The 23996-nt window shown below is 59.9% G+C and carries 20 protein-coding genes; 10 read left to right on the top strand and 10 right to left on the bottom strand.

The genetic code is table 11. From position 1 onward, the window contains the following. The first annotated feature begins 28 nt into the window (after positions 1-28). Positions 29-1195: a GGDEF domain-containing protein gene (locus tag ISN74_RS20940; protein ID WP_188796097.1), complete on the top strand. Its 1167-nt coding sequence runs from the start codon at positions 29-31 to the stop codon at positions 1193-1195. 93 nt (positions 1196-1288) lie between these two features. On the opposite strand, the gene ISN74_RS20935 is transcribed toward ISN74_RS20940, so the two are convergent. Then, positions 1289-2026 (bottom strand): class I SAM-dependent methyltransferase, encoded by a 738-nt coding sequence (locus tag ISN74_RS20935; protein ID WP_188796095.1) that lies wholly within the window; start codon positions 2024-2026, stop codon positions 1289-1291. Positions 2027-2086: 60 nt separating this feature from the next. Beyond that, positions 2087-2971, bottom strand: a complete 885-nt coding sequence (locus ISN74_RS20930) for a LysR family transcriptional regulator (RefSeq protein WP_188796093.1) — start codon at positions 2969-2971, stop codon at positions 2087-2089. Between the two features lie 112 nt (positions 2972-3083). Here ISN74_RS20930 and ISN74_RS20925 point away from each other — a divergent pair, with 112 nt between their 5' ends. Next, entirely contained in the window at positions 3084-4631 is a 1548-nt protein-coding gene (locus tag ISN74_RS20925) for an MFS transporter (RefSeq protein ID WP_188796091.1), read from the top strand. Between the two features lie 8 nt (positions 4632-4639). Here ISN74_RS20925 and argS read toward each other — a convergent pair whose 3' ends face one another. From argS to kdpA, 5 genes are all read right to left on the bottom strand, one after another. Then, on the bottom strand, positions 4640-6406 hold the full coding sequence (gene argS, locus ISN74_RS20920) for an arginine--tRNA ligase (protein WP_188796089.1): 1767 nt from the start codon (positions 6404-6406) through the stop codon (positions 4640-4642). Between the two features lie 323 nt (positions 6407-6729). Further along, positions 6730-7302, bottom strand: coding sequence for a hypothetical protein (locus tag ISN74_RS20915; protein WP_188796087.1), 573 nt, complete (start codon positions 7300-7302; stop codon positions 6730-6732). After that, the gene (locus tag ISN74_RS20910; RefSeq protein ID WP_188796085.1) at positions 7280-7837 is read right to left on the bottom strand and encodes a hypothetical protein; all 558 of its coding nucleotides are present in this window, start codon (positions 7835-7837) and stop codon (positions 7280-7282) included. The genes ISN74_RS20915 and ISN74_RS20910 overlap by 23 nt, the downstream gene beginning before the upstream one ends. 617 nt (positions 7838-8454) lie before the next feature. After that, the gene (locus ISN74_RS20905) at positions 8455-8715 is read right to left on the bottom strand and encodes a hypothetical protein (protein ID WP_188796083.1); all 261 of its coding nucleotides are present in this window, start codon (positions 8713-8715) and stop codon (positions 8455-8457) included. A gap of 169 nt (positions 8716-8884) precedes the next feature. Continuing rightward, positions 8885-10609, bottom strand: coding sequence for a potassium-transporting ATPase subunit KdpA (gene kdpA, locus ISN74_RS20900; protein ID WP_188796081.1), 1725 nt, complete (start codon positions 10607-10609; stop codon positions 8885-8887). 302 nt (positions 10610-10911) lie between these two features. Here kdpA and ISN74_RS20895 point away from each other — a divergent pair, with 302 nt between their 5' ends. Then, positions 10912-11598 carry an aspartyl/asparaginyl beta-hydroxylase domain-containing protein gene (locus tag ISN74_RS20895; RefSeq protein ID WP_188796079.1) on the top strand — a complete coding sequence of 229 codons (687 nt, stop codon included), beginning with the start codon at positions 10912-10914 and terminating at the stop codon, positions 11596-11598. 209 nt (positions 11599-11807) lie between these two features. Beyond that, a complete protein-coding gene (locus tag ISN74_RS20890; RefSeq protein WP_188796077.1) occupies positions 11808-12293 on the top strand; it encodes a hypothetical protein in 486 nt (161 codons plus the stop codon). 204 nt (positions 12294-12497) lie between these two features. Here ISN74_RS20890 and ISN74_RS20885 read toward each other — a convergent pair whose 3' ends face one another. Beyond that, positions 12498-12704 carry a hypothetical protein gene (locus ISN74_RS20885; RefSeq protein ID WP_188796075.1) on the bottom strand — a complete coding sequence of 69 codons (207 nt, stop codon included), beginning with the start codon at positions 12702-12704 and terminating at the stop codon, positions 12498-12500. 39 nt (positions 12705-12743) lie between these two features. After that, a complete protein-coding gene (locus ISN74_RS20880) occupies positions 12744-13382 on the bottom strand; it encodes a glutathione S-transferase family protein (protein WP_188796073.1) in 639 nt (212 codons plus the stop codon). A gap of 151 nt (positions 13383-13533) precedes the next feature. Between ISN74_RS20880 and ISN74_RS20875 the strand changes: the two genes are divergently transcribed. From ISN74_RS20875 to ISN74_RS20860, 4 genes are all read left to right on the top strand, one after another. Then, positions 13534-14004 carry an Lrp/AsnC family transcriptional regulator gene (locus tag ISN74_RS20875; RefSeq protein ID WP_188796071.1) on the top strand — a complete coding sequence of 157 codons (471 nt, stop codon included), beginning with the start codon at positions 13534-13536 and terminating at the stop codon, positions 14002-14004. A 214-nt stretch (positions 14005-14218) separates the two neighbouring features. Continuing rightward, a complete protein-coding gene (locus tag ISN74_RS20870; RefSeq protein WP_188796069.1) occupies positions 14219-15958 on the top strand; it encodes a GGDEF domain-containing protein in 1740 nt (579 codons plus the stop codon). Positions 15959-16320: 362 nt separating this feature from the next. Beyond that, on the top strand, positions 16321-18624 hold the full coding sequence (locus tag ISN74_RS20865) for a S53 family peptidase (protein WP_188796059.1): 2304 nt from the start codon (positions 16321-16323) through the stop codon (positions 18622-18624). 151 nt (positions 18625-18775) lie between these two features. After that, the gene (locus ISN74_RS20860) at positions 18776-20179 is read left to right on the top strand and encodes an MFS transporter (protein ID WP_188796057.1); all 1404 of its coding nucleotides are present in this window, start codon (positions 18776-18778) and stop codon (positions 20177-20179) included. 31 nt (positions 20180-20210) lie between these two features. Here the strand turns inward: ISN74_RS20860 and ISN74_RS20855 are convergent, their stop codons facing one another. Beyond that, complete coding sequence (locus ISN74_RS20855; protein WP_188796055.1) at positions 20211-21722, bottom strand: FAD-dependent oxidoreductase; 1512 nt, start codon at positions 21720-21722, stop codon at positions 20211-20213. Positions 21723-21835: 113 nt separating this feature from the next. Here ISN74_RS20855 and ISN74_RS20850 point away from each other — a divergent pair, with 113 nt between their 5' ends. Together ISN74_RS20850 and ISN74_RS20845 are read left to right on the top strand one after the other, a co-directional pair. Next, positions 21836-22450 (top strand): TetR/AcrR family transcriptional regulator C-terminal domain-containing protein, encoded by a 615-nt coding sequence (locus ISN74_RS20850; protein ID WP_203546666.1) that lies wholly within the window; start codon positions 21836-21838, stop codon positions 22448-22450. Positions 22451-22549: 99 nt separating this feature from the next. Then, a complete protein-coding gene (locus ISN74_RS20845) occupies positions 22550-23842 on the top strand; it encodes a DUF5690 family protein (protein ID WP_229678900.1) in 1293 nt (430 codons plus the stop codon). Positions 23843-23996 lie beyond the last annotated feature (154 nt).

Raw genomic sequence — 23996 nt, 5'->3', positions numbered from 1 at the left:
TGAAGCCCTTTAGCGCCAGGATCTCACGATGCAATTAAACGTCGAGACACTTTCGCTCATCAACGGCTGCCAGGCCCTGGTGCTCGCGTTGATGCTGTGGTTCGGCACGCACGACGCCAGCCGTCATGCGATGAATGGTTTGCGCCTGCGCGCAGTAGCACTGCTGCTGGAGTCGGGCGGTGATCTGATGCTGGCGTTTGCCGCGAAAATGTCGCCGATGTACGTGCTGCTACTCGGCAATACGCTGAATCTTTCCGCGCAAGCCTTGACCATCGTGGCGCTGCGCATGCTGCTGCAACGATCGTTGCGCTGGCGCGAAGCCATCCTGCTAGGTATTGGGGCGTGGGCTGGTGTGACGTACCTGAGCGTTGTGCATCCCAACTATCTTTGGCGCGTGTTGTGGGGATCATTTTTCCTGGTGTGCAACAGCTCGCTCAATATCGCAGCGCTGTGGGGCGGATGCCGTAAACGCGAAACGCGCGCGCAGTGCCTACTGCTGTGGACCTATGTGCTGGCCATCAGCCTGCTGGTCTGGCGCAACGTGTGGTTGTGGACGCTTGCCACGCCGCCGCAAGGCATCACGGCGCCTTCGCAGGTCAATAGCATCTACGTACTGCTGTTCGGTATCCAGCCGCTGCTGGCCAGCATCGGCTTCCTGCTGCTGTACAACGAAATCCTTCAACGTGGCCTTTATGATCTCGCACGCATCGATCCGCTTACCGGCGTCAGCAACCGGCTTGGCCTGCTGGAAGCGTCAGAAACATTACTGGCACGTGCGCGCCGCAAGCACGAGTCGATCGGTGTACTGCTGATCGACGCCGATCATTTCAAAAGCGTCAACGACCGCTTTGGCCACGATGACGGCGATCGCGTACTGCTGGAACTGGTGGCGAATATTCGCCGCATGCTGCGTGCTGGCGATATGGTCGGACGTGTCGGCGGGGAAGAGTTTCTGGTGCTGTCGCCAGCGGTGAAGGAAGCAGATCTGCTGGCGCTGGCCGAACGGATACGCGCAGCGGTTGAACGATCACGATTCTCGATCAGTGGTGAGCGCTATCACCTTACCGTGTCTATTGGTGCGGCCATTGCTGATGGGCATGAGGCGGACATGATGGCGGCGCGACGCAGGGCTGATATTGCGCTTTACGAGGCTAAGCGCGCTGGGCGCAATTGCGTGATGATTTCTACGCACTGATTGGTGTGTGAGGTGTCGTAGGTTGGGTCGCTTAGCTGTGCGATATCCGAATACGCCACACCAACCCACTCGACTACCAAACAGGTGTGGATGTCAGCCCAGCGACTTACGCGCAACAAGCGTACCCGGCACAAGATTGCCAAAACTGATTACCCGCCAAAACCAGCTCGCAACATCATGCGTCAAGCTGACTTCAAAACCGGCAGCACGAAGACGCTTGGCGTACTGCGACATATGCCGGATGTCATCAATCAAGACCTGCCCACCCGATCGCAATACACGCGCGATTTCGTCAATGGCACGATCGCGCTCTTCGGCCTGATAGATGTTGTGGATCGCTACAGATGACACCACGGTATCAACCGTTCCATCCGCAAACGGCAGTTTGCGCATGTCCGCCGTGCGCGTGTCGACGCGGTCGGCGACACCTTCGCGCAAGGCGTTGTCAGCAACGGCTTCCGGGCTGTTGCCGCTGAGATCTTCGCTTTGCCAGATGTCGATGCCGGTGACGTGCCCTTGGGGCACCCGCCGCGCTGCGGCCACGGCAAACAATCCTCTGCCGCAACCGATATCGAGCACGCGCTCGGCGCCGCTCCAGTGCAATTGATCGAGTAGTGTCTCGCGCCGGCGCAGCTTGCCGTAGCAGCTGCTCCAGATCAACGCCGCAGCGCCCAGGCCAAAGCTCAGCGCTGGCCATTGGAACCCATTGATGGTGATCGGCACCCAGTGCGTAAAGTTCAGCGCGAACAACAACCAGCACGCCAGCGAGCACAGCACCAGATTTCGCACCACCGGTGGCGCATCCAGACCATAGGGAAACAGTTGTTTCATGGCACCCCTCCTTGGGTTGTCATGCTGATCAACAACAGCGCCGCAATGAAGTGATCTTTGTCATGCGTTTTGCAGGGCAGGTTCCAGCGCGGTTTCGGTTGGCAATGCCGGCATGTCCAGAATCAGGCGGCCAAATTCCCTCGCTGCCGGTGTCTTGCCGCCGGCACCGCAGATCAGCGAGAAGTCCGCTGTGGGCAAGGGAGGCAAACCATACTCGCCGTCGACGATGCGCATGCCTGGCTCCAGCTCATCGCGCGTCAGAACCGTCGCAGCAAGTCCGGCCAGCACTGCTGCGCGAATGCCTTGCCAGCTTGGTGAATTGAAGATCACATGCCATTCGATCGCTGTGTGGCTCAGCGCTGTCACGCCGACTTCGCGATAGATGCAGGGCGGCGGCATGAAGGCCAGCGGCAGCGATGTGTCAGGTGCCTCGAAGTAGTCCGCGGCTGCCCACATCAGTTGGGTCCGCCGCAGCAGCGTGCCTTCGTCGCTGGCGGGCGCCGAAATCACCACGGCGAGGTCGAGTTCGTCGGCGTCGATCATGGCGCGCAAGTCGTAGTTGCCGGTAACGCTGACATCCAGGCGCACTGCCGGAAACGCGCGCGAAAACTGACACAGCAGCGGGGGCAGACGATCACCCATGAAGGTTTCGGGCACCCCGAAGCGCACGACGCCGGAAACCGGTGATGGCAGGAAGCGCCGCGATAGCGCCTCAAAGCCATGCATGATCTGTTTGGCGTAGCGCAGGAAGTCCTCGCCGTCTTCGGTCAGCGCCACGCTGCGTGTGGTTCGATGCAGCAGAGGCCGGCCGATCTGTTCCTCCAGGCGCCGGATCTGGTGGCTGACCGCCGATTGGGTGAGATGCAGGCGCTGGGCGGCATGCGTGAATCCGCCGGTCTCCTTCACGGCGATAAAGGCGCGAAGCAGGCTGGGATCGAAGTCCATGGCCGTCATCCAATAATGATGAGATTTAATAGATAGCACAAAATTAAATCATTTCCATCATGGTTCTGGCCTGCCCAGAATGGGTGTCGTCTCCCCTTCCCCGACGATTCCCATGGACGCTTCCCCGTCACCCTCTCTGTCGCGCAAGAACCGCATCGCCCTGGCCGCGGTCTGCATGGCCTCGCTGATGTTCGGCCTGGAAATTTCCAGCGTGCCGGTGATCCTGCCGACGCTTGAGAAAGTGCTGCACGGCCAGTTCAAGGACATGCAGTGGATCATGAATGCCTACACCCTGGCCTGCACCACGGTGTTGATGGCCGCCGGCACGTTGGCCGACCGCTACGGTCGCAAACGCATGTTCATGGTCAGCTTGTTGTTGTTCGGTCTCACCTCGCTGATCTGCGGCTTTGCGGCCAGCACCTCTGTGCTGATCGTCAGCCGCTTCCTGCAAGGCATGGGCGGTGGTGCGATGTTGATCGGCCTGATCTCGATCCTTTCGCACCAGTTCCGTGAAGGCAAAGAACGCAGCAAGGCGTTCGCGGCCTGGGGCGTGATCTTCGGCATTGGCTTGGGATTCGGGCCGATCATTGGTGGTCTGATCGTGGCGCTGTCGAACTGGCAGTGGGTGTTTCTGATCCACGTGGTGCTGACCGTCGTCACGCTCGCGTTGGCCGCGATCAGCGTGGAGGAGTCGCGCGATCCGCAAGCGCAGCATCTGGATCTGTTGGGCATCGTGACCTTATCCGCATCGGTGTTCTGCCTGACGTACTTCATCACGCAAGGACCGGAGCTTGGTTTTCGCAGCGGCGCTGCGATCGTCATCCTCTCGTTGGCGGTGATCAGCTTCCTGTTGTTCCTGCTGGTGGAAAGGCTGCACAGCTATCCGATGTTCGATTTTTCGGTGTTCAGGATCCGCGCGTTTTCCGGAGCGATTTTCGGCTCCATCGGTATGAACTTCAGCTTCTGGCCGTTCATGATCTACCTGCCGATCTACTTTCAGAGTGGCCTGGGCTACGGCATCGTGCCGGCTGGATTCGCGTTGCTCGCCTACACCTTGCCGACCCTGGTGATTCCGCCGCTGGCCGAGCGCCTGTCGCTGCGCTACCAGCCACGCGTGGTCATTCCTTCTGGCATGTTCACCATCGGCCTGGGCTTCATCCTGATGAAATACGGCAGTCAATCCGAACACGCGAGCTGGCTCAGCATGCTTCCGGGTTGCCTGCTGGCCGGTATCGGGTTGGGTATGACCAATACGCCCGTCACCAACACCACGACAGGTTCCGTGCCCAGCACGCGCGCCGGCATGGCGTCGGGCATCGACATGAGCGCGCGTCTGATTACCCTGGCGATCAATATCGCGCTGATGGGATTTCTGTTGCTGGAAGGCATTCTGGCTCATTTGAAGCACGCGCTTCCTTCCGTGGTCGACGCGCATGCATTGCGCAGTGCTGCAGAAAAGATCGCCGCGGGCAATCTCGCTGCCGCACCGCTTTCTGCACCGGGCATCAGCGCTGACATGGCGCACGCTGCGCTGGTACAAGGCTTCGGCAACGTCATGCTCTACGGCGGCATTGGTGTATGGGTGCTGGCTGCCATCAGCTTTACAGTGTTCGGATCCGGCAAGCTGACGGCGCCCGTGCAAGTGGCCTGCGAAGACTGAATCTTCAGCTACATGCGCTCCGGCACGTCGATGCCAAGCAGATTCAGTGATCGCGCAAGCAGCAGACCTGTAAGGTGACAGATCGCCAGTCGCGCCGCGCGTTGTTCAGCGCGCTCCGCGGCAAGCACGGGGCATTCCGCATAGAAGCGGCTGAAGCGCTGTGCCAGCTCGAAGGCGTATTCGGCCAGCACGCCGGGCTGTCGTTGCCGTGCCGCTTCGGCGACAGCATCCGGAAACGCCAAACAGGCGAGTAGCAGTTCGCGTTCGGTGCGCGCTTCGGGCATCGCAAGACCGACGGGCACGCCATGATCCTTTGCTTTGTGCTGTATCGATTGAATGCGCACGCATGCGTATTGAAGATAGGGACCCGTGCGGCCTTCGAACGATACGAGGCGATCCGGATCAAAGATGTAACCGGACAACCGGTCTCCGGATAGATCCGCAAATTTCACCGCGGCGATACCCACCTTGCGCGCCAGCTGGTGCTTTTCCTCTTCGGAAAAGCCGGCACCGTGACCGGATTGCGCCATTCGCTCTGCGGCTTTTGCCACCGCTTCGTCCAGCAAGTCGGCCAGACGTGCCACGCCGCCTTGGCGCGTCTTGTACGGCTTGCCATCCGGTCCGTTCACCGTGCCGAAGCCCACATGTTCAAGCTGCACGCCGTCTTTAAAGCCAGCCTTTTCGGCTGCGCGGAACACCTGTTCGAAATGCAGCGCCTGACGCTGGTCGACCACATAGATGACGCACGCAGCTTGCATCTGCTTGACGCGAGGTACGAGGGTTGCCAGATCGGTGGTGGCGTAAAGCGCCGCGCCATCCTGTTTGGACAGGAGTAGTGGCGGCACATCATGGCGATCATTTGGCTGCGCGACGTCGATCACCAGCGCGCCGTCACTTTCCTCGGCCATACCACGCGTGCGCAGATCGTCGATCATCGCTGGAATGATCGACTGCGCATCGCTTTCACCCAGCAACAGGTCGAAGTGAGCACCAAGCGATGCAAAATCGCGCTGTTGCGCTTGCAATGACAATGCACGCAAGCTCCGCCACAGAGCCAGTAATCCCAGATCACCCGCCTGCAATGCAGCCGTGTCGGCACGCGCCTGAGCCATGCGCTCGGGATCATTACGACAAGCGGCGGCCGCTTCCGGGTAAAGCCGTTCGAGCTCGCTCAACGTAACAGGAGCCGTGTCGGGCCACGGTCCTTCAAAGCTGGATATAAACCAAGGCAGCTGCGGGTCGCGCAGACGCAGCGCAGAGGTCAGCATGCCCATCTGCAAGCCCCAATCGCCCAGATGCGCATCGGCGATGACACGCCATCCTTGCGCATGCAGCAGACGACGCAGACTTTCACCGATCACCAGCGAACGCAGATGTCCGACATGCAACGGTTTGGCCACATTCGGTCCACCGAAATCGATCACGACGAGGCGCCCTTGCCCCACGTCCTCGATACCTAGGCGCAGATCGCCAAGCAACTCGGCCGCAGCCTCTGCCAGCAGGCTTGGTGCGAGCCGCATGTTGATAAAGCCGGGGCCGGCCATCGATACCTCGGAAAAGGCAGCGTGTGTGCTGAGACGCGTTGCCACCGCTTCAGCGATATCACGCGGCATGCGACCCACGGCCTTTGCCGCCGGCATGGCGCCATTGCATTGAAAATCAGCCAGCTCCGGCCGCGAACAAGGCGCGGCGCGGGCATGGATGATGGGAAGATTCAGAGCCTGGAAGGCATCGCACAGGATCGCGTCGATCCGCGCGGAAAGGGCATGAAACATCGATATCTCCGGAAGCCAATGCGTCGTGGGGCTGACGTGTGTACGTCAGTCGCGCGGGGTCATCAGCGTCGTCGCGAGAAGATCGAGGTGGGATGCATGCGTTCAATGTACGGCAGGCATCGTTGCTTGTCCACGCAAGCAATGCTACGTCCACGGAAGCGAACATGTGGCAACACCTGTGTGCGTGTCCCGTCATAAGGTGGCGGCGATACCGATGCCCGGCTCGTTCGCGATCAGTATCTCGCGCTCCACCGCCACGTTGTTGATTGTGGCCCAGCCTTCACAGTGCAGCGCATGGCAGAAATGAACGGCAAGTATCGCAGTCAGGGCGAAGGCTTGGGTAGATGCATGGCACCAACGCCCATAGATGTCGCGCAGTCGGGATGAGCATTCGTCACATCAATGGCATACCCACCCCAGGCTGTGTCGCGACCAAACACGGCTATGTCGCCGGCTTCCGGGCCGGTCACATAACTTGGAGCGGATGGCAGATCCAGTATTTCACGCAGCCGCTCGGCCGGAACGCAGGGAGTGGCGCCAAACTCCAAGCTCATGGCGAAGATTTTTCTTTCATCCGTACGCCAGTAATTTGACTTAGGCATGGCCTCGCGCACATCGACGCGCTTGATGATGTAACCATCCCGAGTGATTAGTGGGTTAGCTATATCGTACAGACGCATGTATTCGTCAGACTGGTGTATACGAAGTGGTGTATGCAGGAACGTTTCTACGTTTTCGCGCGAGATGGGCATGGGCGTGGGTAGCGCCCGAGCTAGTTCCAGCAAGGTGTAAGGCAACAGGTGTGGTGTAACGGCGGGCATGGTAGCTCCAATCAATAGTGGGACAGAGGTAAACAAGGCACGCAGACGGTGCTTAGTGGCCAAAATGCTGGTCATAGTAGCCTCCGTAATAATCGGCATAAGGAATACCTCCGCCAGTGATTTCGTGTTTGCCATAGAGCTGGGCGATGGCGTTGACGGCCGTGTTGGCATCGCCACTGACGACGTACTGCTGATAAATAGCTTGGTACTGTGGTATCAGCAAAGAGGGATTAGCGCTGGCAATGCCTATGTCCAGCCCACCAGCGGCGAGAATTTCCTGTTGCACTTTGACGTTGTTGAGGGTGTCGCCACGCAGCGCGTTGCTGAGATAGGCATCGCGTGAGCTCGTGTCCCACAGGGTAGGGTGCAGGGCGTGGCCAACCTCATGAGCTAGCTGCTGTACCACCGCGGCGGGCCTGCTCTGCAGATCGGGACTGATCTCGATGTGAGGTTGTTTCGGCCCGTATATCGTTTTGCTCGGCGGAGCTTCACCATAACCAAACGTCCAACCATCAGCTTTCAGCTGTTTTAGCTGCCCCTGCAACGTCGGCGACTTTGCGGCGATGGCATCCGCTTCGCTGCCAAGCCCGGTAACGAAGGGTGGTGGCATGATGGACAAATCCGGTGCGCGACGGAACTGCGCTTCTTCCAGGGTGCGACGCGCGGCATAGGTAGTGGTGCGAGGGGGCCTTCCAGGGACGTGTCGAAGGGTGGTGCGGCGACGGTGGCTGTCGGCGTGCCACCTCCTCGCCAGGGGTTTGATAAGCGATATATCTGTCGCTTCACCGCGCTGCGAAAGAACAGAGCGTATTCGTCACCGCAGTATTCCCATTGGTTTTGAGTGGAGTCGGTGGTATTCGCCCGTCGCACCGCCGGCACAAATGGTGTGGGCTTGAGCAGGAATATCTTGCCATCTTCCAGAGCCTTGGCCAGTTCATCGCGGATACGCTCGACCGTAATCCACAAAGGGTGCAAGTGTCCAAAGCAGTGGGGCATCTGTCGGATCACCCGGTAATAGGCATCTTCGGATAGCCGGCGCATGTCACTGGTCGCCATAAAGGGACTTTCGATGTGTGGCAAGTCACTGAGACAGAGCCTGTCGGGGCACACCAGCTGGGTGGAGAGCACAACCATGCCATCATCCTTCGCGCTCGCTGCGGGCAAGCTCGTGTTGTAGCAATTGCCCTTGTGCGCCACTAGCGGTGATGTCAACGAAGCGTTACCGGCCTACACATCAAGGCGTAGATCGTGAAGGAGAAGCGCCCTGGAAAAGGTGGCGCGTGCGCGTCGGTGCGTCGTCATCGTTTCGGTGATGTCACGCAGCATGCGACCCACGGCCTTTGCCGCCGGCATGGCGCCATTGCATTGAAAATCAGCCAGCTCCGGCCGCGAACAAGGCGCGGCGCGGGCATGGATGATGGGAAGATTCAGAGCCTGGAAGGCATCGCACAGGATCGCGTCGATCTGCGCGGAAAGGGCATGAAACATCGATATCTCCGGAAGCCAATGCGTCGTGGGGCTGACGTGTGTACGTCAGTCGCGCGGGGTCATCAGCGTCGTCGCGAGAAGATCGGTGTGGGATGCATGCGTTCAATGTACGGCAGGCATGGCTGGCTGTCCATGCAAGTGACGCTGCCTGCACCGTCAATGAAAAGCACTAGGGATGCAGCAAAAGGTGCTCGACGATCGGCCCCATGGCCAATGCTGGAAAATAGCTCAGGCCACCAATGATCAGCATGGCCGCCACCACGAGGCCGCCGAACAGCGGCGTATCGGTGGGCAAGGTGCCGGACGAGGCAACGCGATGTCCTTGCGCGGCAAATCGCCCGGCAAGTGCCAGCGCGGGGATCGCGAGCCAGTAACGACCGGCTGTCATCGCGATGGCGGTGGTGATGTTGTAGAACGCGCTATTGGCGCTAAGGCCGGCAAAACTCTGGCCGTTGTTGGCCATGGTGGTCGCGTAGGCGACGAGCACTTCGCTGAAACCATGTGGACCGGTGTTGGTGGTGAGCCCGGCAACGCCCGCCTTGGTGGACAGTGCCAATGCGGTAAGCGTCAGCACGAACATGGGTCCGATGATGGTGTACAGCGCGACTAATCGCATTTCCGTCGGGTTGAGTGTCTTGCCGAGATATTCCGGCGTGCGTCCGATCATCAGGCCGCCCAGGAACACAGCAATCAACACATACATGATGATGCTGTAGATGCCGGTGCCCAGACCACCGAAGATCGGTTCACCCAGCAGCATGTTGAAGATGGTCACGCCGCCGCCGATCGGCGTGTAGCTGTCGTGCATCGCATTGACCGATCCGGTCGCCCCGTTTGAGGTGGTAATGGATGTAAGCACCGACTGACCGATGCCGAAGCGCAACTCCTTGCCTTCCATGTTCCCGCCGGGTTGCGTTTGCAATGCCGTTTGCTCAATGCCCAGCGACACGAAACGCGGGTTGCCGGCCTGTTCGGCGCGATCGCATATCCAGAGCCCTGCGCAGAACAACAGCGCCATCACGATAAACAACAACCAGCCATGACGCTGCTGGCCTGATACCTGCCCAAACGTATAAGTCAGCGCCGCGGGCAGAACCGCAATGGCCAGCATGCCGACCACGTTGGTCAACGGCGTGGGATTAGCGTAAGGGTGGGCACCGTTCGCGTTGAAGAAGCCACCACCGTTGGTGCCGAGATTCTTGATGAATTCCAGCGCTGCAACCGGTCCTTGCGCCAACGTTTGCTGCGCACCCTGCAAGGTGGTGACGGCGACATAGGGATGCCAGTTCTGTGGCACACCTTGCCACACGAGAAACAAAGCACCGATCAGCGAAATGGGCAGCAGCACCCAGAGTATCGAGCGGGTAATGTCGACCCAGAAATTGCCGAGGGCGCCGCTGCGTTGTCGCACGATGCCGCGGATAAATGCCACACCGATCGATAAGCCCGCAGCGCCCGCCAGGAAATTCTGCGCGGCCAGCCCGACCATCTGGCTGAGATAGCTCATGCTGCTTTCGCCGCTGTATGCCTGCCAGGTCGTGGTGGTCGCGAAGCTGATGGCCGTGTTCATGGCCAAATCCGGCGACAACGGCGCGGGCTGAAAGGCCGGATCAGGTGGCTGGCCCAACGGTTGGATGCGAAGAATGACGTAGAGCAGCAAGGTGCCGGCGAAGCTGAAGAGCAGGAAGGCCAGCGTGTACATCTTCCAGCCCATTTCCCGCTTCGGATCGACACCGCAGAGCCGGTAGAGTGCCCGTTCGACCGGGCCAAGCACGCCATCGAGCGGCGCGGTTTGCTGGAAGAACACCCGGGTCAGATACCCTCCGACCGGTTTGACCAGTGCCATCAACACCAGGAGAAATACACCGTATTGCACGATGTTCCATGGATTCATCAGCGACTCCTGCCTTGCCCGAGCGATCCGGAACCTTGCGAGGCAAAACAGTATCCATCGCTGCCGCATAAAGTTGGCGTATGTTTTTAGCCGAGCGGGGGCAACCTTGAGTGTGAACGGTGGCCGTCTTGTCCATGCGGATGGCGTGATGGCCGTCAACGGCCGGGTCATCCACTCGTTTGCATCGAGATAAACCCTCGCCCTGGAACAGCATGCGCAACATCCTCGGCGGTCGGACAGTACACTGCGGCGCAGCGGTGTTACTGACCTCCTGGACAACCTGCGACTAGGCACCCTGACGCATGAGCCTGTTGTACGACCTGTCAGCCAATACCGTACGCCGCATCTACGATGCGCGCATCAACACACCGCCGGTGCTGGACACCGGCGTCTACTTTCCCGACGCCAGCAAGTTCACAGCAGGATGGCAGGCGATTCGCGATGAAGCACTCGCCATCGCCGCACAACGCATGCAGACTGTGCCGCGCTTCCATGAAATCATGCCGGCGCAGGCGCCCATCTCGGCGAACGATGGCAAGGACTGGCGGCTGTTCGTGCTGAAGGTCTACGGGACCGACATCGACAAGAACCTGGCCGCTTGCCCGCAACTCGCGCAAATCATTGCGTCATCGCCGGATGTGCTGTCGGCCAGCTTGTCGTTTCTTGCCCCGCGCAAACACATTCCGCGGCACCGCGGCCCCTTTCGTGGCGTGCTGCGTTATCAACTCGGCCTGTCCGTCCCCACGGACGCGGACGGGCGCCCTGCGGCGGTGTTGTCGCTCAATGACGAAGAGCACCGCGTTGGCGATGGCCAGCATCTGTTGTGGGACGACACCTATCCGCACGAAGTGTGGAACAACAGTGACGATATGCGTGCCGTGCTGCTGCTCGACGTGCGCCGTCAGCACATGCCGATGGATTTGCGCATGCTTTCGAGCGCGCTGATTGCTTCGGTCGGCATGTTTGCCCGCTTTCGGGGAGTCCCCTGAGGGGCCATCCGCGCCGAAGCGTCTCCGACATGGGCAAGCATGACAGTCTGCCGTCAGCTTTATCGATCGCCTGAACGCCGTGCGCCGAAGGGTCGCTTTTTCGCTGTGTTGTCGCGCCGTTTTCGTTATGGTTGGGGCCTTACCTGATTTTGGCCCGGGACGCAGGGCGATTGCCTGAGTAGCCTCGTCCTTCGATGGAGAGTTTCATCATGTTTCGTTTTTCGCACCACCAGACCACGCTTCTGGCGCTTGCTTTCGTTTGTGCGACGAGCACGTTCGCTGCTGGCTTGCATGCGCAAAGCACCATCCAGCATGCGCTGACGCCTGACGACCGGACGGCGGTGCAGCACTACACACTTACCGAAGACAGCTACCAAAAGCTGTTGGCCATCGCCAAAGACGCCAAGGCCAACAAGATCCAGATCAATGCCATTGATCCGAACGCACACTCGCTGGACGATACCGTGGCAGATCTGGACAAGAGTGCCGATGTACGCGCACTGCTGGCCAGGCACAGCGTATCGCCGCGGGAATTCCTGCTGGGCGAATACGCGCTGTTGGAGGCGGAGTTTGCTGTGAAATATGCCAACCAACCCGGCTTCGACAGCGACCTGGCGAACCCGGTGAATATTGCGCTGTTCCGCAAGCATGAAGCGGAGATTGACGCGTTGAGCGGGGATGACAGCAATAACTGAAGTTGTTGCGTGGCGAATGTGAGCCATGTGGCATGTTGCGAAAAACAGCTCGTCGTCCCGGCGAAGGCCGGGACCTAGCGACTGTACGAAACGTCAAAGGCGCTGGATCCCGGCTTTCGCCGGGATGACGTATCGGTGATGTTGAGCGTCGTGGCGAAATCTTCGTATCGCAAATGGTCGCCAATCTTTATCGCGACACCACCATCATTGCGTACGCAATCCTCCATCTCCGATGCCAAGGCAAAGGCGCGCGTACCAAGTTACTCGTTGCACTTTTCCCGCTTTGACTGAGGGTGGTGAATCGGCTTTAGGTGCAGGCGGATCCGGCGGCCCGTTTGCCAGCCGCCGTGCAAGCTTGTGGTCGGTGAGATAGCCGTGCAGGTACAACAGATCGGTCCAGAGCGAACTCATGGAGCCTCCGGGATATAAGAGGAAGGTGTGCTGACTTGCCTAGTCGACGGTTTCACCGGCGAGCGGCGTGGCGAGCATGGAGGGACGTTGCAGAAAGCGGCGATACCACTCGGACAAGCGCGGACGTCTGGGTTCGAATGCGGGCATGTTTCGGAACGCCAGCCAGCTCAGCGCTGTGGCAAGCGCGATCTGCCCGATATCGACATGCGGCGCGTTTGCGTTATCGGGATCGATCGCTGGCTCTTGATGTTCCAGGAAGTCGTACGCACTGACCAATTTCTGCGCCTGCCCGTCGCGCATGGCGGGATAGCGATACGGTTCCGGACGCCGCTCCGTTTCGTGGCGCAGCAGAATGCCGGCGTCGCACAGCCCCTGCGCGAGCGCCTGTAACCGCAAGCTGAGCATGCGTTCGCCGATGTCAGATGGAATGGCGCGCTGCCGCGCGTGCAAACCATCCAGGTATTCGCAGATCACGTTCGAATCGAACAACACCGGGCCATTGTCGGGGATGAGCACCGGCACCTTGCCCAGCGGATTCACGCCGAAGACGTCTTCGTTTCGGGCAGTAGGACTGGTCTCGTAGTGGATCACCTGCAAGCGATCGGCAAGCCCGACTTCATGCGCCATGACCAGGACTTTGCGTGCATAGGGTGAGTGCGTTTGATAGAAGAGTTTCATGTCTGAAGATTGGGATGGCGGCCTCGCACCGGAGGCTGGTGCGCGGTTGTGATGGGGATGGCACGCATTTTCCGTTTCCCACGCGCGGCTGAGCCGTGTTCTTGCTTCCTTTTGCGTTGTTCCCCCGCATGTTTTGGAGTATTTATGCGGTATGCCTGAAAGTCCCGTTCTCGATGACTTTGACCGCGATATTCTTCGTCGGGTACAGCTCGACGCGCGTATCACCGGCGAAGAGATCGGCGCTGAAATTGGGCTCTCCGCAGCCGCGGTGCAGCGGCGGCTGAAGCGCCTGCGCGAACTGAAGGTCATCATTGCCGAGGTGGCCATCGTCGATCCGAAGGCCGTGGGCCAGACGATGAGCTTTGTCGTTGCGGTGGAGATGGAGCGCGAACGCGCCGACATGCTCGATGCCTTCCGCGCCGCCGCCTGCGCCGATTCGAATGTCCAACACTGCTATTACGTGACCGGCGTGGCGGACTTCATCCTGATCGTGGTCGCCCGCGATATGGATGACTTCGAGGCATTCACCCGCCGCCTGCTGTTCGACAACCCCAATATCCGCCACTTCACCACCAGTGTGGTCATGGGCCGGGACAAGGCTGGCCAGGTCCTACCGCTTTGATCGAACACCACAGATCCCTTTGGTTTTCCAGCCTGCTGCCGATAGGGGTTTCCAGTGCTCCAGCCATGCGCCGCAGCACGGAAGAATTCAGTGATCTCTCAGCCAGTCTCCGGCCATGATCCGGGCTTCGCCGAAATTTGTTGCCCGATGAAGGGTGCACGCTTCGACGGCAAGGAAGGTCGATCCATCAAGTGATGGTGTGGAACGGGTATCGATGCAGCTTCAAGCACAGCTTAGGGTCGGAGCCGCGCTTTTGTTGGCAGTGGCTGCAGTCATCTCCGTCTACGTGTTCCTGGGATACGCGGACGCCTACCGGCAGAGCAAACAAAACCTCAAGACGCTCACTGGCTACGATCAGGTGCTGAAGGCCGGCAACGCGATCTCGGCCGAGCGTGCGCCGTCCAACATCCTTTTGAGCCTGGATCAGGACGCGGGTCAACTGTATGAGTCCACCGAAGCGCAGATGACGGCAGCGCGCCAGCGCACGGACCTCGCGCTGGAACAGCTCCATCGCCTGGTGCAGACACTTCCCTCCGACAACCCGGACCAGGCCGAGCTGACACACGCCCAGCAATCGCTGCTGCAGGCCCGCACCAGCATTGATCAACTGGTCCGGCACGCACCCTCCGATCGATCGCCACAAGCGCTGCAGGATGTCATCGACGAGATGATCATCGCGCGCAAGCAACTTGATCCGCTGATCAGTGATTTTTACGGCCAGGCCGTGCGAGACGCGCCGGCCCAGGCTGGCATCATGCACATGGCACGCGTATTCAGTGATTTGCGCGAGTACAGCGGTCGCATCGGTTCGATGCTGATCGTGCCGCTCTCCACACCCGAACCGATCAGCCCCGCGCGGCAGCTGATCATCGCCAAGCTGCGCGGCCACATCGACCAGCTGCATCGCCTGATGCCCAGCCACATCGATCCGAACGCCCAAGGCGACGATGACATCGGTCGCATGCGGGTGCAGGTGGAGCACGGCTTTTTCGGACACACCTTGCCGCTGATCGATCAGTTGGTCGCGCGTTCGGGCTCCGATTACAAGTTGCGTGCCGCAGCCTTTACCCGGCAGCTGACACCCGACCTGATGGACCTGGAAAAGCTCGAGGGCCTGTTCATGCAGCAGGCGCTGGCGCAGGTCAGCCAGGTGCGCAAGGACAACCGCAGGCACATGATGCTGATCGGCACCTATCTGCTGGCGTTCTTCCTGTTCGTGCTGACGGTATTGCGGGCGGCGGAGCGGCTGGTGATCCGTCCCTTGCTGCTGGCGCGCCAGGAAATTATCAATCTTGCGAACGGCGATTTGCGCCGCACGCTGCGGGCGGGAAACAGCGCGGAAGTACGCGCCTTGCATGAAGCACTCGACACGCTACGCAGGCACCACATCAACAGCATGCAACTGGCGGTGGAGCGTGATGAACTGAGCAAGGCGCTGCGCCGCCAGGCGCATACCGATGCGCTGACTGGCTTGTGGAACCGGCACGCGCTGGAAGAAATCACCGGCGATCTGTCCGCCGAACCGGTGAGGCTGTCCAAGGAGCGCGGCCTGATCCTGATCGATGTGGATTACTTCAAACCGATCAACGACGAGCACGGCCACGTCGTGGGCGATCTGGTACTGCGCGAGGTGGCCGGCCGCATTCGTCGCTTTGTCACCACGCCGCACATGGCGTTCCGTTATGGCGGCGAGGAGTTTGCGATTCTGAGCAATGGCCTGTCGATGAAAGAACTCTGTCTGCTGGCCGAAAGCATTCGGCACGCCATCGCATCGGACGCGATCATGGCGCACAGCAGTCTAAAGCTGGCCGTGACCGCCAGCTTCGGTGTCGCCAAAGGTGACACCAACGTGCTGACCTGGATGGATCTTCTCAATGCCGCCGACACCGCGCTCTACCAAGCCAAGGCACAAGGACGCAATCAACTGGTGTCCGCTGAACGCTCGTCATCATGAGATCTTCACATTGCTGACCTGGCTTAGCTGCTGCTTTTCATCAGGTCGAGCAATTAGACGTCTAAATTCAGCTCATTTTGTGACCTGTAAATCAGATGTAACACCTAAATTTGTCTGAAGCACTGGACGGCCCCACTTACCGGGAGCACCATCGGTAACCCCGGCGTCTGGCGGGATCAAGTGGGAGCAGAAACAAGTCAGCGCGACCGCAGCCTGCGAGGCTGCGTCGGGCCTACACGGCGGTCCAATGACTTGCTCATCCTTATACCTAGCGAGGTAGCTACGACGAATCTAATGGTGCGCTGGCAGATACATCACAGGGGGACTCGTTTTTTTCATCTAAACCTTTAGGGAGAAAAGACGTGAAAACCGAGCATGTGATGATGTGCGTATCGATCGCAGCGGCCCTCGCCGCACTGCCCTCGATCGCCCTGGCTTCTGATTCAAATGCAGCATTGGCCGGTATCGACACGACCGAAGCGCCGCGCGTAACACAAACGGTCGACAACAGCGTGGTTTCTGCGCTGGGTAATACGCACCTTTCGCTGATCAACAACGCAACGTTCACCGGCGCTGTCGATGACGCCACGCCGATGAACCATATGCAGCTCATCCTGCAACGCAGCGCTTTGCGGGCCTCGGCGCTGGAATCGCTGATCGACGCGCAACATGATCCTTCTTCCGCCAAATTTCACCAGTGGATCACGCCCACGGAATTCGGTGACAACTTCGGTGTAGCAGATGCCGATATCAATGCCGTGAAATCGTGGCTGACCTCACAAGGGTTTACCGTCAACACGGTCTATCCGAACAAGTCGCAGATCGATTTCAGCGGTACCGCCGGATTGGTTCACCAAGCCTTCCATACACAGGAAAATCACTACATCGTCAATCACGTCAGCCATATCGCCAATGCCGGTGATATAAGCGTTCCGGCGGCACTGCGTGATGTCATCGTCGGCGTTGCCGGTCTTAACGACTTCCGTCCGCAACCTTTGCATGTACCTCCGCAGGTTGCTCAATTCGATAGCTCCAAGCACAACTTCAAGCTCAAATCGTCAGCTACGACCACGCCGGGAGGCCAGGCGGTCAATTTCCCGAGCCTCGGTGCACGCGGCTTCGTGCCATATGACATGCAGACGATTTATAACGTCAGCCCGCTCTATACCAGCGGCTTCACCGGTACGGGCATCACCATTGCGGTGGTGGAAGACCAGGATATGGATGTATCGGATTGGCCAAACTTCGTCAGCCAGTTCGGGCTTGCCGGTTATGGCGGCACGTTCCAGCAGATCCAGCCACAGTTGACGCCCAGCACCGGCAATTGCACTGATCCGGGTGGCAACAGCCCCGACGGCGAAAGCATCGAGACTGTGTTGGATTCGGAATACTCAACAGCGATGGCGCCAGGCGCGAATATCTGGGTAGCTACCTGTTCGGATTCGGATGCCGGTGCCTCCAGCAATTTCTTCGGCGGCGTGTATCTGGCTGCGGATAACCTGATCAACAACACCAATCCCGCCGGCCGTCCCAACGTGATCAGCGCCAGCTATGGTTATGGCGAGGGCTTTACCGATGCGGCCAGCAAGACGGCGATCGACTTGATGTGGGCGCAGGGCGATGCCGAAGGTATCTCGGTATTCGTATCGGCGGGCGACTCCGGTTCCAACCCGAGTTTCAACGGCAGCATCATCAACGGTGTCGGCATTGATGCCAATTCGTTTGGCACATCACCGCATGATACGGTCGTCGGAGGATCGGATACCGCCGACATTCTCGACGGCACCACCAGCAAGTACTTCAACAGCACGCCGAATGCGGTCTACGGTACGGCGAAGTCGTATGTACCGGAAATCACCTGGAATACGTCCTGCGGCAATACGGTAGCGGCGCAGGAGCTGGTGGGCTTGTCCGCGCTGCAGTTCTGCAAGAACGCGCTGATCTATGACCCGGATGGCTATTACGTGACATCGGAAAGTGGCAGCGGCGGTCCTTCGTCGGTCGATGCCAAGCCGTCCTGGCAGCGTATCGTGTATGGCGCGGCCAAGGATCAGTCACGTGACGTGCCGGACGTGTCGCTGTTCGGCGGCTCCTATGGCGGGTACTCGTGGGTCATTCTTTGCACGGGTGCGTATCCGTGCACAGCCAACTTCACCTCGCCGGTGGAACTGGTTGCCGGCACGTCGTTGTCGTCCCCGATGTTCGCCGGTATTCAGGCGTTGATTGACCAAGGCTTGTATCAAGCCGGTGCGTGGTCGCCCGACCAAGGCAACGCTGCGCCGACCTTGTACGAACTGGCGAGGAATGAATACGGTGGCGCCACCGGCTCCACGCCATCCACGTTGGATGGTTGTAATTCCAACAATGGCACCAAGGGCACGAGCAAGTGCGTGTTCTACAACATCACGGGCGGCGGTAATTCCACCCAATGTATCCAGCTTCAGGGTGAAACGACGCCGGATTGTTATTTCTACGGCACGATCGCGAACTTCGAAGGGTTCTATGGACCTACTCAAGTGGGCCTGACCTCGACCAGCACCAGCAAGTACAACAGTACGACCGCGGCCTTCGCGGCGAAGCCGGGCTGGAGCTTTGCCAACGGCCTGGGTTCGGTGAACGCTGTGAACCTGTTGTCCGCCTGGAAGAAATTCAACTATCTGCCGTAATCGTCTTTAAGCAGAGACCTTTCGCACCCCTGGCGGCTTACGCCGCCAGGTTTTTTTCGTCTTGCAAAAAAGCGGATATTACGTCGCAGAACGAAATATCCACACGCCTCATGCCGTAAGATTTCAACATCCCCGCCCCCAAGCGATCGGCATGAATCAGCGATCTTTCCATCGCGGCATCGCGCGTGTCACCACTGCGACCAGTTTCGGCTTCGCGCTGGTGCAGCTGGATGTGACTATCGTGAATGTCGCCCTGCCGCGCATGGCAACCGACTTGCACGCCGGCGTGGCGGGTTTGCAATGGGTGGTGGACGCGTATGCGCTGACCTTTGCAGTGCTGCTGCTCGGCATGGGCTATCTGGGCGACCGCCTCGGCGCGCGTAAGGTCTATCTCGCTGGCATGGCCTTGTTCGGCTTGGCGTCGGTGCTATGCGGATGCGCGACACACGCTGTGACCCTGATTATCGGTCGGGCGCTGCAAGGTTTGGGCGCGGCAGCGATGATGCCGTGTTCGCTGGCTTTGTTGAGCCACGCGACAGCGCACGAACACAGCTTGCGCGCACGCGCCGTCGGCTGGTGGACCGCCGCGGGTAGCATCACCATCGCCGCCGGTCCGATCGTTGGCGGTCTGCTGATGAGCGTCGCCAACTGGCGCAGCATTTTCTTTGTGAACATACCGGTATGCCTGCTGGGTGCATGGTTGACCTTGCGCGTGCCGGAAACCGAGCACAAGTCAAAGCACAAGCACTTCGATCTACCTGGGCAGCTGCTTGCCATCCTGGCGCTTACCGGGCTCACGACCGCCGTCATCGAGGTGCATCCGCTGGGTTGGACACATCCGCTCGTGCTCTCTTGCATCGCGATCGTGTTGATCTGCGTACCGTGGTTCCTGCGGGTGGAGTCGCGTAGTCCCGCTCCGATGTTGCCCCTGCATTTTTTTCGCGCACACGGCTTCAGCGCCGCCGTCCTGTACGGCATCGTCATGAATTTCACTTATTACGGCATCGTATTCCTGCTCAGTCTTTACCTGCAGCGCGTACACGGCTACAGCGCCTTGCGCACCGGACTGGCCTATCTGCCGCTGACAGCCACCTTCTTCGGCGTGAACATTTTCAGTGGCTGGCTGGTAGGAGCCGTCGGCGCGCGCCTGCCGATGGTATTGGGCGCGCTGATCGATGCAGCGGGTTTCGGTTTGTTCTTGTTGCTGGGCGCCGCGAGTCCTTACTTGCTGATGTTGCCCGCCTTCGCCTTGCTACCCAGCGGCATGGGATTGGGCGTGCCTGCCATGACGACTACGGTGTTGTCGGCCGTGGAGAAGGAAGCCTCGGGCACCGCGTCCGGTGTGCTCAATTCAGCGCGGCAGGCCGCGGGAGCGATGGGTGTGGCGTTGTTTGGTGCGCTGGCAGGCGACAGCAATGCGCTGATCGTGCGTGGTTTGCATGTCTCCTCGTTGATTTCGGTGGTGCTGCTGTTGATGGTTGCTGTGTTGGCGTTCCGCACTATCAGCGCTGTGGTTGTCAGGAAGGATGGCAGTGCGGACGTCGTGGAATATTGAACTTGCGACTTGTGGGTTGCGAACCCTTGCTCTATGGGTTGATCAAGCGCAGATAAGCATCCACAGCTGCCGGTGCCTTGTCATTTATCGCAAACCCGATATACCCATCCGGACGAATCAGCAGCAACGTGTCGGACTGAATGTCGTATCCGCGCACCGCGTGACCTTCGCTGTCCAGCCAGCCTGATTCGCCGATCGTCACGCACTTCACCAAGCGCCCATGACGCGCCTCGATATCGGCTAGGCACGATTCCCATCCATCGCCGAAGGCCAGCACGGTGAAGTGCGTACCGCGGAATAGATCGAACAGACGGCATACCTGATCGCCTTTACGCAGACCCGGCGCATCCGGTGCGCGGTCACCGGCGCAGATTTGACCCGGGCTCGCGCGTAGTTCCTGGGCCAGACGGCTATCGCGGTAATGAATGTCGAGCTGGAAGGTTTCTGCACCGCGCTTGGGCACCAGATGCTTAGCGTTGACGGCGCGCTCCAGTAGTTTGCTCGACAGACCCAGCACGGACGCCGCCACTGGCAGGCGTTCTTCTTCATAGCTGTCCAGTAATGCAGCGTCTGCGCCGCGGATGACGGCGGCGAGTTTCCAGCCGAGGTTGTATGCGTCCTGGAGACCGGTGTTCATGCCCTGCCCACCGGCTGGTGTGTGCACATGCGCGGCATCGCCTGCGATAAACGCACGGCCAACGCGATAACGATCCACCATGCGCACGTTGGCGCGCCAATACGACATCCAGCTCGCGTTGATCAGGCGGATATCACTGCGCCCGCTGCGTGTTTCAAGGATTTGCTGGAACACCTCCAACGATGGTTCGGTCGACATATCCATCGTGAGCGAAGCCTGGAATTGGAAGGCATCGGTATGTGGCAACGGCGCAAGCCCTACAAACCCTTCTTTGCTGCGCCAAGCGTGCCAGAAATCACGATCAATACCGCTGACCCGGACATCACCGACAAACATGCGATGCGTTTCCAGCGTTTCACCAAGAAATGCGATGTCGAGCAAGCGCCGCGCGGTGCTGCGGCCACCGTCGCACGCGACCAGCCAACGGGTTTGCGCCGTTTCGGTGACGCCGTTGCGCGATAGTGTGGTGGTGACGCCGGCGTCGTCCTGCGCGAGGTTCTCGAGCGCGGTGCCGAATTCGATCCTACCGCCCCACTCGGCAAGCCGGTCACGCAGGATGCCTTCGATGCGCCATTGCGGAATCATCAGCGGCGAGCCGTAAGGGACCTGCGGACTGGGTTCCTGGTTTTCATAGAGATTCCGATCCTCGTGACCGCCATCCGTGTCGTGAAAACGCAGGGGAAGATGGAATCGGCCGCCTTCCAACACCCGGTCCACCACGCCCAGGTCATCCAGCAGTTCCAGCGAGCGTGGCTGCAAGCCTTTGCCGCGCGAGGCATTCCACGGCTGTGGGGCCGCGTCGATCAGTCGAAACGGCACGTCGCGGCGCGCCAACTCGCACGCCAGCATCAGGCCGGTAGGGCCGGCACCCACGATCAGGACTTCGGTTTGAATGGGATGAGTCATGTCCAAACAATATCTAACGTTGTTAGGGAGTATTCTATAACACGGCTCGAGAACTCTTACAACGTTAGAGAGATGGCGGGAGAACACGTATGCGGGTAGGCCGGGAGCCAGTCGTGCGGGCGGGTCTGAAGTTGCTGAACGAGGGCGGCTTGGAGGCTGTGACGCTGCGGGCGATCGCGGCCGAACTGGGCGTCAAGGCGCCCACTCTCTATTGGCGATTCAAGAACAAGCAGGACCTGGTGGACGACATGGCGTCCCGGGTACTGGTCGACTGGGCGGAGTCTTTTCGAGGTCTTCTGCCGACCGTTTCGTGGCAGGACTGGGCGCTGGCTTACGGCGTGAGCTTGCACGGCATGCTGCTTCGCTACCGCGACGGCGCCCGTATGGTGTCTGGTTCGCGCCTCACCGATACCCGCCTTTACGCATCAATGGAGCGAGCGCTGGAAATGTTCCAGACCCATGGCATCGCGCCATCTGCTGCCGCGCTGTGCATGACCACGATTTACAGCTACGTCATCGGGTTCACGATCGAACAGCAGGCGGTGTTGTCGCCCAAGGGTGAACGCGATCCACGTTATGCCTTGTCTGAACGCGAAGCGCTGGTGGATGCAGAACGCTATCCGCTATCGCGCAGCATCGGCCCGGACGTGTTCGATAACTACGAAGCGCGCCTAGAACGCGGGCTGCGCGTGATCGTCGCTGGCTTTGCGCAGGAAATCTCGGCTTAGACGCCAGTAGTCCGGCGACTAGCAACCGCCACGCCGCTGTAACCTCCGCCCGTCACCCTGCCGGCACGGCCGAATCGGCTGATTCCAGGTGGGTTTTTCGTGTCGCTTTTATCGGATATCCGTCGCCATCCCATGGCGATCAATCTGTTGGCCGGCTCCGCCGCCTTCCTGGCGTATGCGTCGATGTATGCCTTCCGCAAACCGTTCACCGCAGCCTCGTTCGACGGCCTGCACCTGGGCGGCATTGATTACAAAGTGTGGCTGGTGATTGCGCAGGTGATGGGCTACATGCTGAGCAAAGTGCGCGGGATTACCTGGATCGCGGAGATCCAGCGCCAACGCCGCGCACGCACGCTGGCCGGGCTGATCGGGTTTTCGTGGATCGCGCTGCTTGCCTTCGCGTTGACTCCGGCGCCCTGGAACATTCCTTTTCTGTTCCTCAACGGCTTGCCGCTGGGCATGGTGTGGGGCGTGATCTTCGGCTATCTGGAAGGCCGCCGCGGTACCGAGCTGATGGGCGCCTGCATGTGCGCCAGCTTCATCGTGGGCTCGGGCGTGGTGAAGTCGGTGGGCATGTGGTTGATGGTGCGCTGGCATGTCAGCGAATTCTGGATGCCGTTTACCACCGGCATGCTGTTCATTCCGCCGTTGTGCCTGGCCACCTGGGTACTTGAGCACCTGCCTGCACCGGATGCTTCCGATGTTGCCTCGCGCAGCGTGCGCGTACCGATGGATGCGGCGACGCGGCGCGCATTCCTTATCCGCTTCTTGCCCGGCATTGCGATGATCGTGATGGCCTACGTGGCGCTGACCGTCACCCGCGATTTCCGTGACAACTTTGCCGCGGAGATCTGGAGCGATCTGGGCCGCGGTGGCGATGCCTCGGTATTTACTGAGACCGAAGTGCCGATTGCGATCGCGGTGCTGATCATCACGGCCTTCACCATGATCGTGCGCGACAACCTGAAAGCGCTGATGCTCAACCATGTGCTGATCTTCGGCGGCTTCGCCATCGCCGTGCTCGCCACCTGGATGCACAACCACGCCATGATCGATCCGATCGGCTGGATCGGCCTGAGTGGCTTCGGTCTTTACCTGGCATACGTGCCGTACAACGCGACGTTTTTCGAGCGCATGCTGGCCACGTTCCGTGTCACCGGCAATGTCGGCTTCATCATGTATATCGCCGACAGCAGCGGCTACATGGGCAGCGTCGCAGTGATCCTGGTGAAGGAGTTCGGCGGCATGCATCTGTCCTGGGCATCGTTCTACGCGCAGACAGTGATGACGCTATCCGGCATCGGCATGCTGATTACGGTGGTTTCGGCGGCGTATTTCTACGATAAGGCACGGCGCTCAAGAGCACCGGTTGCGATGCCCGCAGCCGCCTGAATCGCTACAAGCCGGCTCGGCTCTGCTGAGCCGAGCCCCTTCCCTGGCGGAACACATGAACGCATTGATCGACGAATGATCGGCGATCGTGCATCACCCTATCTGCGCTTTTGCAGCGGCAGCGTGAAAAACATGTTCTTCCTGCATGCAACGC

The sequence above is a fragment of the Dyella caseinilytica genome, from assembly GCF_016865235.1.
Lineage (GTDB): Bacteria > Pseudomonadota > Gammaproteobacteria > Xanthomonadales > Rhodanobacteraceae > Dyella_B > Dyella_B caseinilytica.
This window is presented reverse-complemented; position numbering and strand designations above follow the sequence as displayed.

Excerpts from the sequence above, each read along its gene's own strand:
- ISN74_RS20895 (WP_188796079.1), top strand. The coding sequence starts at position 10,912 with ATGAGCCTGTTGTACGACCTGTCAGCCAATACCGTACGCCGCATCTAC.
- ISN74_RS20940 (WP_188796097.1), top strand. The coding sequence starts at position 29 with ATGCAATTAAACGTCGAGACACTTTCGCTCATCAACGGCTGCCAGGCC.
- ISN74_RS20860 (WP_188796057.1), top strand. The coding sequence starts at position 18,776 with ATGAATCAGCGATCTTTCCATCGCGGCATCGCGCGTGTCACCACTGCG.
- ISN74_RS20930 (WP_188796093.1), bottom strand. The coding sequence starts at position 2,971 with ATGGACTTCGATCCCAGCCTGCTTCGCGCCTTTATCGCCGTGAAGGAG.
- ISN74_RS20880 (WP_188796073.1), bottom strand. The coding sequence starts at position 13,382 with ATGAAACTCTTCTATCAAACGCACTCACCCTATGCACGCAAAGTCCTG.
- ISN74_RS20855 (WP_188796055.1), bottom strand. The coding sequence starts at position 21,722 with ATGACTCATCCCATTCAAACCGAAGTCCTGATCGTGGGTGCCGGCCCT.
- ISN74_RS20870 (WP_188796069.1), top strand. The coding sequence starts at position 14,219 with ATGCAGCTTCAAGCACAGCTTAGGGTCGGAGCCGCGCTTTTGTTGGCA.
- kdpA (WP_188796081.1), bottom strand. The coding sequence starts at position 10,609 with ATGAATCCATGGAACATCGTGCAATACGGTGTATTTCTCCTGGTGTTG.
- ISN74_RS20875 (WP_188796071.1), top strand. The coding sequence starts at position 13,534 with ATGCCTGAAAGTCCCGTTCTCGATGACTTTGACCGCGATATTCTTCGT.
- ISN74_RS20885 (WP_188796075.1), bottom strand. The coding sequence starts at position 12,704 with ATGAGTTCGCTCTGGACCGATCTGTTGTACCTGCACGGCTATCTCACC.
- ISN74_RS20890 (WP_188796077.1), top strand. The coding sequence starts at position 11,808 with ATGTTTCGTTTTTCGCACCACCAGACCACGCTTCTGGCGCTTGCTTTC.
- ISN74_RS20925 (WP_188796091.1), top strand. The coding sequence starts at position 3,084 with ATGGACGCTTCCCCGTCACCCTCTCTGTCGCGCAAGAACCGCATCGCC.
- ISN74_RS20915 (WP_188796087.1), bottom strand. The coding sequence starts at position 7,302 with ATGACCAGCATTTTGGCCACTAAGCACCGTCTGCGTGCCTTGTTTACC.
- ISN74_RS20910 (WP_188796085.1), bottom strand. The coding sequence starts at position 7,837 with ATGCCACCACCCTTCGTTACCGGGCTTGGCAGCGAAGCGGATGCCATC.
- ISN74_RS20905 (WP_188796083.1), bottom strand. The coding sequence starts at position 8,715 with ATGTTTCATGCCCTTTCCGCGCAGATCGACGCGATCCTGTGCGATGCC.
- argS (WP_188796089.1), bottom strand. The coding sequence starts at position 6,406 with ATGTTTCATGCCCTTTCCGCGCGGATCGACGCGATCCTGTGCGATGCC.
- ISN74_RS20935 (WP_188796095.1), bottom strand. The coding sequence starts at position 2,026 with ATGAAACAACTGTTTCCCTATGGTCTGGATGCGCCACCGGTGGTGCGA.